At 68.0% G+C, this 18,846-nt stretch carries 17 protein-coding genes; 12 read left to right on the top strand and 5 right to left on the bottom strand.

Features of this window, described 5'->3' with window-relative positions; all coding sequences use genetic code 11:
* Positions 1-194: 194 nt before the first annotated feature.
* The 8 genes from M3M27_RS19100 to M3M27_RS19065 all read left to right on the top strand — a co-directional run bounded on the left by M3M27_RS19100 (position 195) and on the right by M3M27_RS19065 (position 9,496).
* Positions 195-2,006 carry a DUF885 domain-containing protein gene (locus M3M27_RS19100; protein WP_434026643.1) on the top strand — a complete coding sequence of 604 codons (1,812 nt, stop codon included), beginning with the start codon at positions 195-197 and terminating at the stop codon, positions 2,004-2,006.
* A 128-nt stretch (positions 2,007-2,134) separates the two neighbouring features.
* Positions 2,135-2,764 (top strand): cation transporter, encoded by a 630-nt coding sequence (locus tag M3M27_RS19095; protein ID WP_434026642.1) that lies wholly within the window; start codon positions 2,135-2,137, stop codon positions 2,762-2,764.
* Positions 2,765-2,985: 221 nt separating this feature from the next.
* Positions 2,986-3,222: a 50S ribosomal protein L28 gene (rpmB, locus tag M3M27_RS19090; protein WP_140727547.1), complete on the top strand. Its 237-nt coding sequence runs from the start codon at positions 2,986-2,988 to the stop codon at positions 3,220-3,222.
* Positions 3,223-3,232: 10 nt separating this feature from the next.
* Complete coding sequence (rpmG, locus tag M3M27_RS19085) at positions 3,233-3,400, top strand: 50S ribosomal protein L33 (protein WP_218569866.1); 168 nt, start codon at positions 3,233-3,235, stop codon at positions 3,398-3,400.
* Positions 3,401-3,632: 232 nt separating this feature from the next.
* Positions 3,633-5,051, top strand: a complete 1,419-nt coding sequence (gene cls / locus M3M27_RS19080) for a cardiolipin synthase (protein ID WP_434026641.1) — start codon at positions 3,633-3,635, stop codon at positions 5,049-5,051.
* Between the two features lie 40 nt (positions 5,052-5,091).
* Entirely contained in the window at positions 5,092-6,474 is a 1,383-nt protein-coding gene (locus tag M3M27_RS19075) for an FAD/NAD(P)-binding protein (RefSeq protein WP_140727553.1), read from the top strand.
* A gap of 313 nt (positions 6,475-6,787) precedes the next feature.
* Positions 6,788-8,974, top strand: a complete 2,187-nt coding sequence (gene uvrD, locus M3M27_RS19070; protein WP_434026640.1) for a DNA helicase II — start codon at positions 6,788-6,790, stop codon at positions 8,972-8,974.
* Positions 8,975-9,049: 75 nt separating this feature from the next.
* Positions 9,050-9,496, top strand: coding sequence for a universal stress protein (locus tag M3M27_RS19065; RefSeq protein ID WP_434026639.1), 447 nt, complete (start codon positions 9,050-9,052; stop codon positions 9,494-9,496).
* A 75-nt stretch (positions 9,497-9,571) separates the two neighbouring features.
* Here M3M27_RS19065 and M3M27_RS19060 read toward each other — a convergent pair whose 3' ends face one another.
* The 4 genes from M3M27_RS19060 to M3M27_RS19045 are packed head-to-tail and all read right to left on the bottom strand — an operon-like array spanning position 9,572 to position 12,251.
* Entirely contained in the window at positions 9,572-10,333 is a 762-nt protein-coding gene (locus M3M27_RS19060; RefSeq protein WP_434026638.1) for an ABC transporter permease, read from the bottom strand.
* Positions 10,330-11,040 carry an ABC transporter ATP-binding protein gene (locus M3M27_RS19055; RefSeq protein WP_434026637.1) on the bottom strand — a complete coding sequence of 237 codons (711 nt, stop codon included), beginning with the start codon at positions 11,038-11,040 and terminating at the stop codon, positions 10,330-10,332. Before M3M27_RS19055 ends, M3M27_RS19060 begins: the two co-directional genes overlap by 4 nt.
* A 38-nt stretch (positions 11,041-11,078) precedes the next feature.
* On the bottom strand, positions 11,079-11,933 hold the full coding sequence (locus M3M27_RS19050; RefSeq protein ID WP_434026636.1) for an SAM-dependent methyltransferase: 855 nt from the start codon (positions 11,931-11,933) through the stop codon (positions 11,079-11,081).
* Between the two features lie 36 nt (positions 11,934-11,969).
* Positions 11,970-12,251, bottom strand: coding sequence for a hypothetical protein (locus M3M27_RS19045; protein WP_434026635.1), 282 nt, complete (start codon positions 12,249-12,251; stop codon positions 11,970-11,972).
* Positions 12,252-12,493: 242 nt separating this feature from the next.
* On the opposite strand from M3M27_RS19045, the gene M3M27_RS19040 reads away from it, so the two are divergent.
* Positions 12,494-12,844, top strand: a complete 351-nt coding sequence (locus M3M27_RS19040) for a helix-turn-helix domain-containing protein (RefSeq protein ID WP_434026634.1) — start codon at positions 12,494-12,496, stop codon at positions 12,842-12,844.
* Between the two features lie 27 nt (positions 12,845-12,871).
* Here M3M27_RS19040 and M3M27_RS19035 read toward each other — a convergent pair whose 3' ends face one another.
* Positions 12,872-13,159, bottom strand: a complete 288-nt coding sequence (locus M3M27_RS19035) for a DUF2782 domain-containing protein (protein ID WP_434026633.1) — start codon at positions 13,157-13,159, stop codon at positions 12,872-12,874.
* 82 nt (positions 13,160-13,241) lie between these two features.
* On the opposite strand from M3M27_RS19035, the gene polA reads away from it, so the two are divergent.
* The 3 genes from polA to M3M27_RS19020 all read left to right on the top strand — a co-directional run bounded on the left by polA (position 13,242) and on the right by M3M27_RS19020 (position 18,825).
* Positions 13,242-16,022, top strand: coding sequence for a DNA polymerase I (gene polA / locus M3M27_RS19030; RefSeq protein ID WP_434026632.1), 2,781 nt, complete (start codon positions 13,242-13,244; stop codon positions 16,020-16,022).
* A 705-nt stretch (positions 16,023-16,727) separates the two neighbouring features.
* Complete coding sequence (locus M3M27_RS19025) at positions 16,728-17,417, top strand: response regulator (protein WP_140727564.1); 690 nt, start codon at positions 16,728-16,730, stop codon at positions 17,415-17,417.
* A complete protein-coding gene (locus tag M3M27_RS19020) occupies positions 17,407-18,825 on the top strand; it encodes an ATP-binding protein (RefSeq protein WP_434026631.1) in 1,419 nt (472 codons plus the stop codon). The genes M3M27_RS19025 and M3M27_RS19020 overlap by 11 nt, the downstream gene beginning before the upstream one ends.
* The last annotated feature ends 21 nt before the right edge of the window (positions 18,826-18,846 follow it).

Raw genomic sequence — 18,846 nt, 5'->3', positions numbered from 1 at the left:
CCATAGTCCCAAGTAAGGAGAGCTTCGATCCCGCACATGGATGTACGGGCTTCTGCAGAGGGGGCCGCGTCAAGGCCTGTCGGGACTGAAGTCCCTCCCACAGGATTCGCCGGCCTTATAGGACTTCTGGCCGGTTCCCACGGGCATCGCGGATGCGATCATCCCCGGTTCCATCCATCGCCCGTCGTGCTCCGATGAAATCGTCGCTTGCCGCTGCCCTCTCCCTGGCCCTGTTCTCGGCCCCGCTGGGCGCCGTCCTGGCTGCCGAAGCGCCCATGTCCGTCGCCACTGCCGCCAAGCCGGCGGAAAGCGCCGCCGACGCGCGGTTCCGGGCGATCTACGAGAAGGAGTGGAGCTGGCGCCAGGTCCAGACCGGCGGGGCGGACGAGGACAGCGACGCCTCCGGCAACAAGACCCGCCTGCCCGACGTGGGCCCCGCCGCGCAGCAGGCGCGGCTGAAAGTATGGGACGACGTGCTGGCGCAACTCGATGCGCTGGACGTGAAGCGGCTCTCGCCCGACAACCAGGTCAACTACGCCATCTATCGCCCGCAGGTCGAGAACCTCGCCGCCGAGGTGCGCTTCAAGGCCTACGAGATGCCGTTCAACTCCGACAGCTCGTTCTGGTCGAACCTGGGCTTCATGGCGCAGCGGCCGCTCAACACGCCCGCCGAGCTGCGCGCCTACATCGCGCGGCTCAACGACGTGCCGCGCTACTTCGCGCAGAACATCGACAACATGCGCGCCGGGCTCAAGCGCGGCTTCAGCGTGCCGCGCGCGGTGCTGGACGGGCGCGACGTGTCGATCGCCACGGTCGCCGAGCTGAAGGATCCGGCCGAATCGGCGTTCTACGCGCCGTTCAAGCAACTGCCGGCGACCATCCCGGCGGCCGAGCAGGCCAAGCTGCGCGAGGAGGCCAGGGCCGCGATCTCGAAGTCGGTCATCCCCGCCTTCGCCGGCCTGCTGGCGTTCTTCCGCGACGAATACGTGCCTCAGGCGCGCACCACGCTGGCCGCCGAGGCGCTGCCGGACGGCAAGGCGTTCTACCGCCAGCAGATCCGCGAGTACACCACGCTCGACCTGGGCCCGGAGCAGATCCACCAGGTCGGGCTGGAAGAGGTGGCGCGCATCCAGAAGCAGATGGACGCGATCATCGACCGGGTCGGCTTCAAGGGCCGCAGCCCGCAGACCCGCTTCGCCGATTTCCTGCAGTTCCTGCGCACCGACCCGCAGTTCTACGCCAAGACCCCGCAGGAACTGCTCGACCGCGCCGCCTGGATCTCCAAGCGCGTGGACGGCGTGGTCGGCAAGTTCATCGGCACGCTGCCGCGCGGGCGCTTCACGATCAAGCCGGTGCCGGCCGACATCGCGCCGTTCTGGACCGCCGGCCGCGGCGGCGTGGGCACCTACTGGGTCAACACCTACAACCTGCCGTCGCGCCCGCTGTACAACCTGCCGGCATTGACCCTGCACGAATCCTCGCCCGGCCACTCGCTGCAGGGCGCCCTGGCGCTGGAGCAGGGCGAGCAGCCGGCGTTCCGCCGCGAGAACTACATCTCCGCCTACGGCGAGGGCTGGGCGCTGTACACCGAGAAGCTCGGCGAGGAGATGGGCATCTACGAGACGCCCTACGAGGAGTTCGGCAAGCTCACCTACGAGATGTGGCGCGCCTGTCGCCTGGTCATCGATACCGGCGTGCACCACTACGGCTGGAGCCGCGAACAGGCGCTGGCCTACCTGCGCGACCATACCGCGCTGTCCGAGCACGAGGTCACCACCGAGGTCGACCGCTACATCTCCTGGCCGGCGCAGGCGCTGAGCTACAAGCTCGGCGAGATCACCATCGTCAGGCTGCGCGCCGAGGCGGAGAAGGAGCTGGGCGACAAGTTCGACATCCGCGCCTTCCACGACGCCGTGCTCAAGCAGGGCTCGGTGCCGTTGCCGGTGCTGGAGCGGCAGGTCCGGCAGTTCGTGGCCGACAGCAAGGCCAAGGCGCGGACCTCCTGACGCGCCGCGCCGCGCGGAGCGGCGCCGGCCGCGGCGGCTTGCCCGTGCGAACGGCAGGCATGCCGCGGGTGCGCGCCGGCCGCGTTGGCGCGACAATGCGCCAGGACCCGATCCGAGCGGACAAGCCGATGAGCGAGTGCTGCGGTTGCGGCAAGACCCTGGCCGTGGAGGCGATGCAGGCGCGCCAGCGCCGCGTGCTGCGCTGGGTGCTGGCCATCAATGCGGCGACCTTCGCGATGATGATGGCCGCGGCCTGGCACAGCGGCTCGGCCTCGCTGCTGTCCGGCAGCCTGGACAACCTCGGCGATGCGTTGACCTATGCGCTGAGCCTGGCCGTGGTGGGCGCCAGCGTGGCCGCCAAGGCGCGGGTGGCGCTGTTCAAGGCCGCGCTGATCCTGGCCGCGGCGCTGGCGGTGGCGGCCGGCATCGGCTGGAAGCTGCTGCACCCGCACTTGCCGGTGTTCGAGAGCATGGGCGTGGCCGCGCTGCTCAACCTCGCCGCCAACCTGGCCTGCCTGCGGCTGCTGTGGCCGTACCGGCAGGGCGACATCAACCTGGCCTCGGCCTGGGCCTGCTCGCTGAACGACGTCTACGAAGGCTGCGCGGTGATCGCCGCCAGCGTGGCGGTATGGCTCTTCGGCGCCGGCTGGCCGGACCTGCTGATCGCCGCGGCGCTGCTCCTGCTGTTCCTGCGCTCGGCATGGCGGGTCGCGCGGGCGGCATGGGCGGAGCTGCCCCGGGCCGCCATGGCCGGCTAACTCCTTGCGCGGGAAGGAAAAGTCCCGCATAATGCGCGGCTCGCTGTGTCCGGTCCATGCCGGCGGCAGCCCGGGAGCGCGATCCCCGGGCCGGCTTTCGTCAGCGTAAGTGCTTGATTCCCTTGATCGCGTGGTGGCCTCCCGGCCGCCGGGGCCGCCGCCTTCCGGGCTATGGAAGGCACCAGCCTGCGGATCGATCCGCAAACTTATCGAGGTGCGCAATGTCCCGCGTATGCCAAGTTACCGGCAAGCGTGTGCAGACGGGCAACAACGTCTCCCACGCGAACAACAAGACCCGCCGTCGCTTCCTGCCGAACCTGCACGAGCGCCGCTTCTGGGTCGCCAGCGAGAACCGCTGGGTCAAGCTTCGTGTTTCCACCCATGCCCTGCGCACCATCGACAAGAACGGCATCGACGCCGTGCTGGCCGAACTGCGCGCCCGTGGCGAGAAGGTCTGAGGAGTAAGCAATCATGGCAGGCAAGCGCGACAAGATCCGTCTGATTTCCTCGGCCAACACCGGCCACTTCTACACGACGGACAAGAACAAGAAGAACACCCCCGGCAAGATGGAGATGAAGAAGTACGATCCCGTCGTCCGGAAGCACGTGATCTACAAGGAAGGCAAGATCAAGTGACGCAATGGCGCGGGCGCCAGCGCCCGCCCTTGCGCTTTTCGCCAGGGCCGGGGATCGCAGATCCAGTGCCTTGAAAAGCAAAGCCCGCCGCAAGGCGGGCTTTGTGCTTCTCGTGGGGCGACTCCGGTCGCGACCGGGCTTTCCCGGCGGCCGTGCACCGGCTGTTCCCCGGCCGGTGCGCCAGGCCACGTTCTCCCGCAGAATCCCTCCGACGCTCTCGACAGGACGACGGATGCTGCCGCACTGGTGGGAAGGGACCTGGCTGTTGGCGCTGGACTGGGTGATCCGCCTGGTCGCGCTGTTGTGGATCCCCACGCGCACCACGCCGGGCGCGGCGCGCAGCTGGCTGCTGCTGGTCGGCTTCGTGCCGCTGCTGGGATTGCCGCTGTACCTGCTGTTCGGCCATCCGTGGCTGTCGCGGCAGCGCCTGCAGCGGCAGGCGCAGGCCTCGCAGGTGATCCGCGAGCAGCAGGTGGCGCTGACTTCGCTGCGGTGGCCGCCGGGCGAGGCGACGGTGGCGGCGGAGATGGTGCCGCTGGTGGAGCGGCAGGGCGACTTCATGCCCACCCGCGGCAATGCGGTGGAACTGCTCGACGACTACGACGGCGCGCTGCGGGCGCTGATCGCCGACATCGACGACGCGCGCGAGCGCGTGCACCTGCTGTACTACCTGATGTTCGACGACGCGGTCGGCCAGGCGGTGGCCGACGCATTGCTGCGGGCCGCCGCGCGCGGCGTGCAGGTGCGACTGCTGCTGGACGCGGTGGGCGCCAAGCGCGGCCTGCGTCGCTATCGCCGCGCGCTGGTCCGCGGCGGGGTGCAGGTGCACGCGGTGCTGCCGGGCGGCCTGCGCTGGCGCCGCAGCGGCCGCATGGACCTGCGCAACCACCGCAAGATCGCCGTGGTCGACAACCGCATCGGCTTCGTCGGCTCGCAGAACCTGGCCGAACCGGGGTTCGTGCGCGGGCATCCCAATCGCGAACTGGTCGCGCGGGTGCAGGGGCCGGCGGTGAACCACCTGGAGGCGGTATTCGCCAGCGACTGGTTCGTCGAGACCGGCGAGCGCCTGCAGGTGCTGCCCGACGCGCCGTCGTACCCACAGGACGTGGCCGCGCAGCTGCTGCCGAGCGGGCCGGCGTATCCGTTCGAGAACGCGCGCGATGCGGTCAATGCGCTGATCCACCTGGCGCGCCACCGGATCGTGCTGGTCACGCCCTACTTCGTGCCGGACGAGGCCACGCTGAGCGCCTTGCGCATCGCCGGCGTGTCAGGCCTGGACGTGCAGCTGATCCTGTCGGAGAGCAACAACCAGCGCCTCACTGCCTGGGCACAGGAGGCGTACTACGACGACCTGCTCCGCTGCGGGGTCAAGATCGCGCTGTACCGGCCGCATTTCCTGCACGCCAAGCACATGAGCGTGGACGACGACGTGGCGCTGGTCGGCTCGATCAACCTCGACATCCGCTCGTTCGCGCTCAACGCCGAGATCGGCATGCTCTGCTACGACCGCGGCGTGGTGGCGCGCCTGCGCGAGGTCGAACGCGACTACCTGGCCGATGCGGTCCAGCTCGACCTGGCGCAGTGGCGTGCGCGCCCGGCATGGCGGCGCAGCCGCGAGGGCATCGCGCGGCTGGCCGATGCGATGATGTAGCCGGCGCGGCCGGCGAACGCCATCCTCTACAATCGCGGGGATGAACGAACAGATGTCCGGCCGCGATTGCGATATCGCCCTCATCGGCGGCGGCGCCTCCGGCGTGCTCGCGGCGATCCAGCTGTTGCGGCAGGCCCGCAGTGCGGTCCACGTCGTCATGGTGGGAACGGCGGCGGCGCTGGCCGAAGGCGTGGCCTATTCGACGCGCCGCGACGAGCACCTGCTCAACGTTCCGGCCGGCAAGATGAGCGCGTTCCCGGAGCTGCCGGGCGATTTCGTGGCGTTCCTGCAAGGCCGGGCCGATCCGGGGCAGGCGCCGGACTCCCGGCTGGAGCAGCGCTACGTCGCGCGCCGGACCTACGCGGACTACCTGCGGGAACGCCTGCGGCAAGCGCGGGAAGGCAGCGTGGCGACGTTCGAGGCGATCCACGACCGCGTGGTCGAGCTGGAGAAGGCCGGCGGCGCGATGAGACTGCGGCTCGCGGGCCAGGGCGAACTGCGGGCCCGGCGCGTGGTGCTGGCGGTCGGCAACGCGCTGCGGCCGCTGCCGGCGCGCGGCGCCACCGGCCTGGAGCGGCGGCACCTCGTGGAGGCGTGGGACAGCGCGGCCTTGGCCGGGATACCGCCCGAGTCGGCGGTATGCATCGTCGGCTCCGGACTGAGCATGGCCGACAGCGTGGTGACGCTGCATGCGCGCGGCCATCGCGGGCCGGTGCACGTGGTCTCGCGCCACGGCTTGATGCCGTTGCCGCACGCGCAAGGCGCTGCTGCCGACCTGGACGTGCAGGCGTTGCTGGCCATGCCGTTGCGCAGGCGCATGCGTGCGCTGCGCGCGCGCGCGCGCGCCGCGGCCGCCCTCGGCACGCCGTGGCAGAGCGTGATGGATGCGCTGCGCCCGCACGGCCAGGCGCTGTGGCGGTCGCTGTCCTGCGCCGACCAGCGCCGCTTCCTGCGCCATGTCGTGCGCTACTGGGACGTGCACCGGCACCGGATCGCGCCGGAAGTCCATGCGCGCCTGCGCGGCATGCAGGCCAGCGGCCAGTTGCGCGTGCACCGCGCGCGCCTGGACACGGTGTTCCCGGTCGCGAATTGCGTGCAGCTGGGCGCGCGTTCCGCGCAGGGCGGCATGTTGCAGCTGGATGCGCACCAGGTCGTCAACGCCACCGGCGTGGAGATGCGGGTGCAGGCGATGCGCAATCCGCTGCTGCAGCAGCTGCTGGGCAGCGGCCTCGCGGTGGCGGGGCCGCATGGCATCGGCGTGGATACCGACGACGAGGGATGCCTGGTCGATGCCGATGGCGAGGCCGACCCGCGCATCCGGGTGATCGGCAGCCTGCGCATCGGCCGGTTGTGGGAGAGCCTGGCGATCCCGGAGCTGCGCGAGCAGGCGCGGGACGTGGCGAGGGGATTGCTGGCGTTGTGAGGCCGGGCCGGGAAAGCATCTTTGCCTGGGTTCGGTTGCCGGGCGATCCGATGCTCCTTTGCAGTTCTTCGCTTCCCGTCGGAGGGGCTTCAGTCCCGACAGGTGGCCGGCAAGCCTTGTCGGGACTGAAGTCCCTCCCACAACGACACCCGATCCGGAGCTGGCTTGTCGCTCTTCCGGAATCCGGGTGCCCGGACCCCACTCCGCTTTCTCGGTAAAGCCTTGCCGGGGCTGAAGTCCCTCCCACAACACCCTCCTGAGTTGGCTTGCCGCTCCGCCGGGTCCCGGGTCCCGCTTCGCGTAAAATGCGCGGGTGGATGTCTCTCATTTGCTCGATCACCTGAACCCCGCCCAGCGCGAGGCCGTTTCCGCTCCTCCCGGGCACTATCTGGTGCTGGCGGGCGCCGGATCCGGCAAGACGCGCGTGCTCACGCATCGCATCGCCTGGCTGAACGAAGTCCACGGCGTGCCCACGCACGGCATCCTGGCGGTGACCTTCACCAACAAGGCCGCCGGCGAGATGCGCCAGCGCACCGACCTGCAGTTGCGGCAGGGCAGCCGCGGCATGTGGATCGGCACGTTCCACGGCCTGGCCCATCGGCTGCTGCGGCTGCACTGGCAGGACGCGAAGCTGCCGGAAGGCTTCCAGGTCATGGACAGCGACGACCAGCTGCGGTTGGTCAAGCGCACGGTGCAGGCGCTGGAGCTGGACGAGTCGCGCTACCCGCCCAAGCAGGCGATGTGGTGGATCAACGCGCAGAAGGACGAGGGCCGCCGGCCGGAGCACATCCAGCCGGAGGCGCGCGACGACTGGACCGAGGCCCAGCGCCGCATCTACGCCGCCTACCAGGAACGCTGCGACCGCGCCGGCCTGGTCGATTTCGCCGAACTGCTGCTGCGCGCGCACGAGCTGCTGCGCGACAACCCGGCGCTGCTGGCGCATTACCGCGCGCGCTTCCGCGAGATCCTGGTGGACGAGTTCCAGGACACCAACGCGATCCAGTACGCGTTCGTGCGCGTGCTCGCCGGCGATTCCGGCCACGTGTTCGTGGTCGGCGACGACGACCAGGCGATCTACGGCTGGCGCGGCGCCAAGGTCGAGAACGTGCAGCGCTTCCTCAAGGATTTCGCCGGCGCGCAGGTGATCCGGCTGGAGCAGAACTACCGTTCCAGCGCCAACATCCTCGGCGCCGCCAACGCGGTGATCGCGCACAACCCGGACCGCATCGGCAAGCAGCTGTGGACCGAGTCCGGCGAGGGCGAGCCGATCGACCTGTATGCGGCCTACAACGAGGTCGACGAGGCCCGCTACGTGGTCGAGCGCGCGCGTCAGTGGGTGCGCGACGGCGGCAGCTACGGCGAGCTCGCGGTGCTCTACCGCAGCAACGCGCAGTCGCGCGCGTTCGAAGAGGCGCTGCTGTCCGAACAGATCCCGTACCGCGTCTACGGCGGCATGCGCTTCTTCGAGCGCGCCGAGATCAAGGATGCGCTGGCCTACCTGCGCCTGCTGGCCAACCGCAGCGACGATGCGGCGTTCGAGCGCGCCGTGAACACCCCGGCGCGCGGCATCGGCGAGCGCACCCTGGACGAAGTGCGGCGGCTGGCGCGTGCGCAGCAGCTGTCGCTGTGGGAGGCGGCGATGGCCTGCACCCAGTCGTCCGGACTGGCCGCGCGCGCGCGCAACGCGCTGGCCGGTTTCCTCAACCTGGTCCAGCAGCTCGGCGCGGAAAGCGCGCAGATGCACCTGTCCGAGCGCATCGACCACGTGCTGGCGCGCTCCGGCCTGCGCGAGCACTGGTCGAAGGAGAGCCGCGGCGGGCTGGATTCGGAATCGCGCACCGAGAACCTGGACGAACTGGTCTCGGTGGCCTCGCGCTTCGTGTTGCCCGAGGGCGACGAGGAGGTCCAGGGCATGACCGAGCTGGTCGCGTTCCTGTCCTACGCCTCGCTGGAGGCGGGCGAGGGCCAGGCCCAGGCCGGCGAGGAAGGCGTGCAGCTGATGACGCTGCACTCGGCCAAGGGCCTGGAGTTCCCGCTGGTGTTCCTGGTCGGGCTGGAGGACGGGCTGTTCCCGAGCGCGCGTTCGCTGGAGGAGAGCGGCCGGCTCGAGGAGGAGCGCCGGCTGGCCTATGTCGGCATCACCCGCGCCCGCCAGAAGCTGGTGCTCAGCTACGCCGAGTCGCGCCGCATCCACGGCCAGGACAACTACAACGTGCCCTCGCGCTTCCTGCGCGAGATCCCGCGCGAGCTGCTGCACGAGGTGCGCCCGAAGGTGCAGGTCTCGCGCCAGGCCTCGCTGGGCGCGGTGCGCGGGCCGGTGCACGGCGTGGTCGAAGCCGCGCCGATCAGGCTCGGCGCCAACGTGGTGCATGCCAAGTTCGGCAACGGCGTGGTCACCGACTACGAGGGCAGCGGCGCGCACGCCCGCGTGCAGGTGCAGTTCGACGAACACGGCGCCAAGTGGCTGGTGATGGCCTACGCCAACCTGACGGTCGTTTGATCGGGATCAACGCTGCCTTTAGGCAGGGTGTGCGATGGTAGGCCGCCGTCATCGACGGCGTAACCGGAGATCGACATGTACAAGCGCATCCTGATCGCCATCGACGGCTCCGAACTGGCCAACCGCGGTCTGCAGCAGGGCCTGACCCTGGCCAAGGACACCGGCGCGGCGGTCGACCTCGTCACCGTGTCCGAGCCCTGGGCCATGGGCATGTACGACGCGATGGGCTGGAGCGTCGGCTACGAGGCCAGCCCCGAGTACAGGAAGGAACGCGAGGAAGGCGCGCAGGCCATCCTCAAGCCGGCGCTGGAGGCCGCCGGCGCGGCCGGGGTAGCCGCGACTCCCCACCATGTACTGGACCGCTACGCCGCCGAAGGCATCCTGCAGACCGCCAAGGACTGCGGCAGCGACCTGATCGTGATGACCTCGCACGGTCGCCGCGGCATGAGCCGGGTGCTGCTGGGCAGCCAGACCATCGAGGTGCTGACCGGCAGCACGGTGCCGGTGCTGGTGGTACGCTGAGGTGGCTGTAGGCGCACATGCCTTCCCCCCTTTGCCGGGGGGAGGCAAAGCCGCGTGGAATAGGCAGGACGAGAACTAGGAAGCGTCGATCCTCATGAAGGCACGGATGCACAAGCCCAGCAGGGCCACGAGCAGCCCTCCGTACACGGCAGCCGATACGGATAGCGGGAAGCTGCCCGATAGACCCATTGCGTGCCTGATCAGATCGACCATGTAGGTGACAGGGTTGAGCTTCATGAAGGTTACCAGCCCTTCGCTATCGCCTTGCGGGATCGGGAATAGTGCGCCGGACAGAAAGATCAGCGGCATGAGGATGAAGCTGATGATGACCTGGATCGCCTGGAAATCATCGATCACGGCGCCACAGAATGCCCCGGCGACTGCGAACAGGAAACCGACCGCGAGAATGGCGGCTTCCATCCTGATCACGGCAAGCACGCCGGGCCATTGCCCCAGCATGAGATATACCAGCACCAGAATGAGCGAGGCTTGAAGTGCAGCCGTCGTTGCAGCGCCCAAGCAGCGACCCACGACCAACTGCCAGCGTGCAGCCGGAGCGACCAGCGTCTCCTTGAGGAAGCCGAACTTCCGGTCCCAAAGCACCGAGAACCCACTGATGAACGAAGCGGTGATGACGGCCATGGCCACCACGCCAGGCGACAGGAAGCGGGAGTAGCTGCCGTAGCCAGCAGCCTGGAACACATTGTCCATGCCTATGCCCATCACGACCAGATACAGCACGGGCTGGGCCAGCCCGCTCATGATCTTCCAGCGGCTTCGACTGAACTTCTTGATGTCACGCAGCCATAGGCCCTGGATAGGCTTGAGGATGCTCATGCGGGTGCTCCGCCCGTCATCCTGAGATAGGCTTCGGTCAGTCCGTTTGCGTCATGGGCCTGACGCAATGCATGGGCCGTGTCACAGGCCAGCAGTTGGCCGCCCTTGATCACTGCCACCGTGTCGGCGTTCGCTTCGGCTTCCTCCAGGTAATGTGTGGTGAACACGACTGTGACGCCCTCTGTTGCCGAGGACTGCTTGAGATAACTCCATAGCACGTTCCTGACTTGCGCATCCAGACCGACGGTGGGTTCGTCCAGATAAAGGATCTTCGGCCGGTGCAGGAGCGCACGTGCGATCTCTATACGCCTTTTTTCGCCTCCCGACAGCCCCCTGACGATCTTCCGCCTGTGTGCCGCCATGCCGACCAGTTCCAGCAACTCCTCGCTGCGCCGGGCGGCATCTCGGCTATCCAATGACTGAATCAACGCATGAACATGCAGGTTCTCGCCCACCGTGAGCTCGTCATCCAGTGAGTTGTTCTGGAAGACCACGCCGATCTGGCGACGAACGCCGATGGCATCCTTGACGACATCGCAGCCGCCTACCACCACCGAGCCAGAGGTGGGGCGCGTCAGCGTCGACATCAGGCGGATGGTGGTCGTTTTACCGGCTCCATTGGGACCCAGCAAGGCGAAGAATGTCCCGGTGGCAACCATCAGTGAGACATTCTCGAGCGCTACCTTACTACCGTAGCGCTGGGTCACTTCTTTGAGCTCAATGATCGGCAAGCCGGGGCCCCACGTCAGGCGACACGATTCGTCGCGACACCACGATAAAGCTTCAACGAGGTTGAATGCGTCGATTGCCCGCTTTGGCTAGCTTCGATGCCAATCATCGCTGCGATTTCACGATCAATGGGCAATGTAGTGGACGGTGGAATGACCAGGGTCGAAATTCCGTTCACTGGCAGATCCCCAAGTTCGGAAATCGGTACTACGTCGACGCGCGATTTCCATGCTGGAGAGAACGATGCTTCATACATGATCGCATCGTGGTCCTCAGGATAGTATTCAAGCAGACGCTCCTGCAGCTTCTTCATTCCATCCGAAGGGGCGCTGGACTTCGGTGTGTACTTGAGATCCCCGATCACGCCCACCTGCCACAGGATCAACATGCAGGAAGTGAAAACGGGAACGGGCCTGACCATGAAACTGGTTGCCTCATACGAATGACAGCCGATGGAAGGATCCAGCCCGAGATCGGAGACAATGCAGTCTTCGGCAGAAACGCCAGCGAGCATGTGTGCGGTGAAGCCTTCGGAGCGTGCCACGTGGATCGCCTTGTGGGAGGGATAGGCGAACACACCAGGATGGCCGTAGAACGCGGCCACAACTCGCTTGCCAGCACGTACTTCGGACAGGATCCTGTCGACCATGTTGTCGTAGGTGATGATGCGAGGCTGACCGTTCACGTAGAAATGGTGCAGATCTTCGGCATTCTCGTTCAGGCCGGTGACGAACTTCTTGGCAAATGGATCCGGGACAAGGTAGAACACCTTATCGGCCCGTTTGACTGCCTCCACGGTCTCGAGAGTGATCTGGCCAGGGGCCTGGATGCCGGTTCCAACGACATACAAAGATCCATGTGGCATTGTCATTCCTCTATCCAAGAGATGTTCGGATGTTCTTCCTTGTTATAGAACGATGATGTCTGTCGTTACGGTTTCAAGAATGAGCACGACAATGGCAGCGGCAACTTCTGTTGCATTGAGCTTGCCGAGGAATGTGTTGGCATTGGGTTCGGCCAGGATCGCCTGGGCTTCCCTGGTAAGATCGCTTGTCTTCAGGAACGCTGCCTTATCCTGTTCGAACAGCTCTCGCGCGTCGAAATCCAGCGCAAAGCCCATTAGGAAGTTGGCGACTTCCTCTGCCGGCGACTGGAAAGGAAGAATCTCGGGAGCGTCTTCGATCTTCATCAGCTTTTCCTTAGTTGTTGAACAACGCTGCAGCCAACTCGAGTACATCAACGTCAATGCCGTGCAGGCAAGCCTGCTGCTGTGTTGTGCACAGCGGCGGGTGAGGTGGGCGCCATTCTAATGATTCAACCAGAAGCGAAGCGGCCTAGCAGCTCAGGCGGCGCCATTCCGCAGTTGACTGCAAGGCGCCGATTTTGGAGACTCGCAGGCGGGGAGGATGGTCGCTGGATTGGAGATATGTTATGGATATGCCTGTTGATACGCTGTCCGGACGAATCCGTTCAGCCAGGGTAAGCAGCGGGTTGTCCCAGACGGATCTAGCGCGGGCTTTGCACGTCAACCGATCCACGGTCGGCCACTGGGAGCGGGAACAGGGATTCTCCCCGACCGTCAGCCATCTCCAAGACATGAGTCGGATTATGGGCGTGAGTCTCTCCTGGCTTCTCACCGGCCATGAGATATCGTCGGCGAGCCATGATGGGAGTGCCCGATCAAGCCTTGAGTCCAGGATGTTTGCGCTGTCCAAACATCTTCCGGTCTCGTTTCTGATCAACATTGTGGCGTTGATGGAAACCGCCGAGAGTTATCTCTAGATTTGGGCTCCGGCAAAGGGCGCTCCCCTACCAGCTGTAGAGCTTCCAGTACACCGGCGACACCCCGTTGCGATCGCCGTCGAAATGCCCGTCGCCGTCCTTGTCGTACAGGTAATAGGGCGCCCCGCGCACCGGGGTGATCTTGACCATGCGCAGCTGGCCGGCCACGCGGTACTCGTCGATCTTGTCGCCGTTGTCCATGGTCTTGCTGGAAATGTCGGCGTCGCGCAGGTCCAGCGGCGCGCCGTCGGACCCGAGGGTCGCGCAGCCGGCCAGCAACAGGAGGGGCGCCAGTAGCAGGCTCGCTCGTTTCATCGTCGGGACTCCATGCGGGGTACCCGCGATTATGCGCGCTGTCGCCGCGGCCGTGCGCGGGGCGGCCGCGTAGAATGGCGCGATGAGCAGATTAGTCCTGATCGACGGGTCCAGTTACCTGTACCGCGCGTTCCACGCGCTGCCGCCGCTGAGCAACGCCCAGGGCGAGCCCACCGGCGCGCTGTTCGGCGTGGTCAACATGCTGCGCGCGACGTTGAAGGAAAGGCCCGACTACGTCGCCTTCGTGGTCGACGCGCCTGGCAAGACCTTCCGCGACGAGCTCTACCCCGAATACAAGGCGCAGCGGCCGCCGATGCCGGACGACCTGCGCGCGCAGGTGCAGCCGATGTGCGAGATCGTGCACGCGCTCGGCATCGACATCCTGCGCGTGGACGGGGTGGAGGCCGACGACGTGATCGGCACGCTGGCGCTGGCCGGCGCGGCCGACGGCATCGCGGTGACCATCTCCACCGGCGACAAGGACTTCGCCCAGCTGGTGCGGCCCGGCATCGAACTGGTGAACACGATGAGCGGCAGCCGGATGGACTCGGACGCGGCGGTGTTCGGCAAGTTCGGGGTGAACCCCGGCCAGATCGTCGACCTGCTGGCGCTGATGGGCGACGCGGTGGACAACGTGCCGGGCGTGGAGAAGTGCGGGCCCAAGACCGCGGCCAAGTGGCTGGGCGAATACGGCTCGCTCGACGCGATCGTCGCCAACGCGGACAAGATCAAGGGCAAGATCGGCGACAACCTGCGCGCGGCGCTGCCGCGGCTGCCGCTCAACCGCGAGCTGGTGACGATCAAGACCGACGTGGCGCTGGACAAGCGCCCGCAGGACCTGGTGCTGCGCGAGCGCGACACCGAGGCGCTGCGCGGGCTGTACCAGCGCTACGGGTTCACCCAGGCGCTGAAGGAGCTGGACGGCGGCGCCGCGGCGCCGGCGGTCGGCGAGACCGAGCCCGGGCGCGCGCGCGGCACCGGCTTCGTCGCCGCGCCGGTGCCGGCCACCGCGGCCGACCTCGACCCGGCGCTGTCCGCGCCCGGCGAGTACGAGACGATCCTGTCCGCCGCGCAGCTGCAGGCCTGGATCGCGCGCCTGCGGGAGGCCGGCCAGTTCGCCTTCGACACCGAGACCGACAGCCTCGACGCGATGCAGGCCAACCTGGTCGGCCTGAGCTTCGCCGCCGAACCGGGCAAGGCGGCCTACCTGCCGCTGGGCCACGACTATCCCGGCGCGCCTGCCCAGCTGGACCGTGCGCAGGCGCTGGACCTGCTGCGCCCGCTGCTGGAAGACGCCTCGGTGCGCAAGCTCGGCCAGCACGGCAAGTACGACCTGCACGTGATGCGCCGCCACGGCATCGCCCTGGCCGGCTATGCCGACGACACCTTGCTGGAGAGCTTCGTGCTCAATTCCGGCAGTGCCCGCCACGACATGGACAGCCTGGCCAAGCGCTACCTCGGCTACGAGACGGTCAAGTACGAGGACGTGGCCGGCAAGGGCACCAAGCAGATCCCGTTCTCGCACGTCGGCCTGGACGAGGCGACCCGCTACGCCGCCGAGGACGCCGACATCACCCTGCGCCTGCACCGCGTGCTGGCGCCCAAGCTGGCGGCCGAGCCGGGCCTGGAGTCGGTCTACCGCGGGATCGAGATGCCGCTGGTGGCGGTGCTGGAACGGATCGAGGCCAACGGCGTGCAGGTCGACGCCGAGGAGCTGCGCCGGCAGAGCGCGGACCTGTCGCGGCGGATGCTGGCCGCGCAGCAGAAGGCCACCGAGCTGGCCGGGCGCGCGTTCAACCTGGATTCGCCCAAGCAGTTGCAGGCGCTGCTGTTCGACGAACTGAAGCTGCCGGCGGTGGTGAAGACGCCCAAGGGCCAGCCGTCCACCAACGAGGAGGCGCTGGAGGCGATCGCCGACCAGCACGAGCTGCCGCGGGTGATCCTGGAATACCGTGGCCTGGCCAAGCTGCGCAGCACCTACACCGACAAGCTGCCGGAGATGATCCATCCGCAGACCGGGCGCGTGCACACCAGCTACCACCAGGCCGGCGCGGCCACCGGGCGGCTGTCCTCGTCCGACCCCAACCTGCAGAACATCCCGATCCGCACCGACGACGGCCGCCGTATCCGCCGCGCCTTCGTCGCCCCGCCGGGACGCAAGCTGGTCGCCTGCGACTACTCGCAGATCGAGCTGCGGATCATGGCGCACCTGTCCGGCGACCCGGGCCTGGTCGCCGCGTTCGAGTCCGGCGCCGACGTGCACCGCGCCACCGCGGCGGAGGTGTTCGGGCGCAGGATCGACGAGGTCACCGCGAACGAGCGCCGCGCCGCCAAGGCGATCAACTTCGGCCTGATGTACGGGATGAGCGCGTTCGGCCTGGCGCGCCAGCTCGGCATCGGCCGCGGCGAGGCGCAGGACTACATCGCGCTGTACTTCAGCCGTTTCTCGGGCGTGCGCGACTTCATGGAGAACACCCGCCAGCAGGCGCGCGAGAAGGGCTACGTGGAGACCGTGTTCGGGCGCCGCCTGTACCTGGACTACATCGCCAGCGGCAACCAGGCGCAACGGGCCGGCGCCGAGCGCGCCGCGATCAACGCGCCGATGCAGGGCACGGCGGCGGACATCATCAAGCGCGCGATGGTGGCGGTGGACGGCTGGCTGGCCGGGCAGCGCAACGAGTCCGGTGAAAGCCCCGCGCTGATGATCCTGCAGGTGCACGACGAACTGGTGTTCGAGGTCGAGGAGGCCTTTGTCGAGGAGTTGCGCCGCAACGTGGTCGAGCGGATGGCCGGCGCGGCGCGGTTGCGGGTGCCGCTGGTGGTCGATGCGGGCGTGGGCGACAACTGGGACGAGGCGCATTAAGGCGCGGCGAGCCCTGTCCCCGGCGGCGGGGACGGGCGCTTCGCTCGTTGTGGGCGGGATTCCGGTACAGGTCGGTCTTGCCGGGCGGTGAGTTGGCTTTTGTTTCCGTTTTCAGAAACAAAAGTTTCCGGAGAAATGGCTTTCGCTCTTATTGGCGAACCACTTTTTCCTTGCCCGTGCAAAAGCGCCGAAGCGAGATGCCAGCAAGCAGTGGGCCTGGCGCCATGCAAGCGATCGGCGCAGCGGCGTCGGAATGAATCCGTCCTTAATCCGACGATTTCTTAACCGGAATCTTCACGATCCATCAATGTGCGGAGTGGTGTTATAGCCCTCGACAGGCGCAACGCCTGTCTGTAGATCTCCTCCCATCCCCTGGAGCAGATCTCGGAACGGAACTCCTCCCCAAGTTCCCGTTCCCTGGCCCCGCCGACCTCCCCCTGGTCCGCGGGGCTTTTTATTGTCCGCGCGAAATGTTTCACCAAGGTAAATACGTGTCCGGCGGCGTCGCCTGTCGAATGCCACGCATGCGGCGCCGGGATAAACCGGTGCCGAATGGGGGATCGCGGCGCGGCATGTGCAGGCATCCGCTTTCGCCCAGACTGTGCCGCACCCGTTACATCGCCCGATTCCCATGCGCCCATCGGTCCCGCCCCGTTCTCCCGCACGGCCGTATTGCGGCCGCTCGCCGCATCCGGAACCCCTGCCATGCGCGTACTGATCGCCGAGGACGAGCCGTCGATCGCCGACGCGGTGGTGACCGCGCTGCGCCAGCAGGGGCATGCGGTGGACCATGTCGACGACGGCGGCCACGCCGATGCCGCGTTGCGCAGCACCGACTACCAGTTGCTGGTGCTGGACCTGGGCCTGCTCGGCGAGATGGACGGCGTGCGCGTGCTGGAACGGCTGCGCCGGCGCGGGAACCACACCCCGGTGCTGGTGATCACCGCGCGCGAAGGACTGGACGAGCGCGTGCAGGTGCTCGATCTCGGTGCCGACGACTACCTGGTCAAGCCGTTCGCATTGAAGGAGTTCGAGGCGCGGGTGCGCTCGGTGCTGCGGCGTGCGATCAGCCAGGGCGCGCCTGAGCTGCGGCTGGGCCGGCTGCGCCTGGACCTGACCGGCCACCGCGCCTGGGTGGGCGAGGACGCGCTGGAGCTGACCGCGCGCGAGTTCGGGCTGCTCGATGCGCTGGCGGTGCGCGCCGGGCGGGTCACCAGCCGGGCGCAGCTGGTGGAGACGCTGTGCGGATGGGACGAGGAGATCAGCGACAACGGCCTGGACATCGCCATGCACCGCCTGCGCCGCAAGCTGCACGGCAGCGGCGTGGGCATCCGGACCATCCGCGGGCTCGGCTATCTGCTGCAGGAATGCCAGGATGGCGGCGATGAGCCTTGAGCGCGCGGTGGCGCGGCCGAGCCTGCGCCGGCGCCTGCTGCTGTTCCTGGCGGTGCCGATGCTGATCCTGCTGGCATTGGACGCGGCGGTGACCTACCGGATGGCGCTCGGCTACGCCAATCGCGCGCACGACAAGAATCTGACCGACGACCTCAGCGCGCTGGCCGCGATGCTGCGCAACAGCCCGGGCGAGCGGGTGCTGTCGGCGCAGGCGCAGTTCCTGCTCCGCTACGATCCCGACGGCCCCAACTACTTTTCCGTGTCCAGCCGCCGGCATGGCCTGATCTACGGCGATACCGGGTTGCACCGGGTCCACCAGCCGGCACCCGGGACCGGGCCGCTGCTGTACGACATCGACGACGGCGTGCGGCGGTTGCGCGCCGCCTCGATCGGCGTGCCCTCGCCCTACGAGGCCGGCGACGTACTGACCGTGACCGTGGCCGAGACCCTGATCGACCGCCAGCGCAGCGCCCGCGACATCCTGCAGCTGACCCTGCCGGTGCAGGCGGTGCTGATCGCGGCGGTGATGTGGCTGGTGTGGTTCGGGGTCAGGCACGGCCTGGGCGTGCTCGATCCGCTGACCCGGCGCCTGGCCGAGCGCGAGCAGGCGCTGGCGCCGGTCACCGGCCCGGACGTACCGCTGGAGATCCTGCCGCTGACCCAGACCCTGGATGCGCTGTTCGCGCGCGTGCGCGGCACGCTGGCGCTGCACGAGCGCTTCATCACCGACGCCGCGCACCAGCTGCGCACGCCGCTGGCCGGCCTGCAGTTGCATGCCGAGCGCGCGATGGGCGCCGACCCGGAGCAGCTGCGGGATTCGCTGGCGCATATCCGCCGGCTGACCGGGCGCACGGCGCGCGCCGCCAGCCAGTTGCTGGCGCTGAGCCGGGTGCAGTCGCCGCACCGCGACGCCGACGCCCAGTCGCCGGTCGCACTGCACCGGCTGGTGCCGCAGGCAGTGGCGGCGCGGGTGCCGGAAGCGCTGGCGGCGGACGTCGACCTGGGCTACCAGGCCGAAGGCGGGGAGCCGCAGGCGCTGGTGGTGCCCGGCGATGCCTCGGACCTGCAGGAACTGCTCGATAACCTGATCGACAACGCGCTGCGCTATGCCGGGCCCGGCCACAGCGTCACCGTCGGGCTGGCCACGGCCGGCGCGCAGGCGGTGCTCAGCGTCGAGGACGACGGCCCGGGCGTGCCCGATGCGCTGCTGGCGCGCCTGGGCGAGCGCTTCTTCCGCGCACCGGGCGCGGGCGGCGACGGTTCCGGCCTGGGGCTGGCGATCGTGCAGGGCATCGCCAGCCGGCACCAGGCCACGGTCGAGTTCCTGCGGGGGGCGCAAGGCGGCTTGCGGGTGGAGATCCGTTTCCCGTTGCCGCGCGATCCGTCCGCAAACCGATACGTCGCCTGAACGCACGCGCCCGGACGCGCC

This window comes from Xanthomonas boreopolis, assembly GCF_046529185.1.
Lineage (GTDB): Bacteria > Pseudomonadota > Gammaproteobacteria > Xanthomonadales > Xanthomonadaceae > Pseudomonas_S > Pseudomonas_S boreopolis.
Note: the sequence above shows the minus strand (reverse complement) of the source record. Positions and strands in the feature narration are given on the sequence as shown.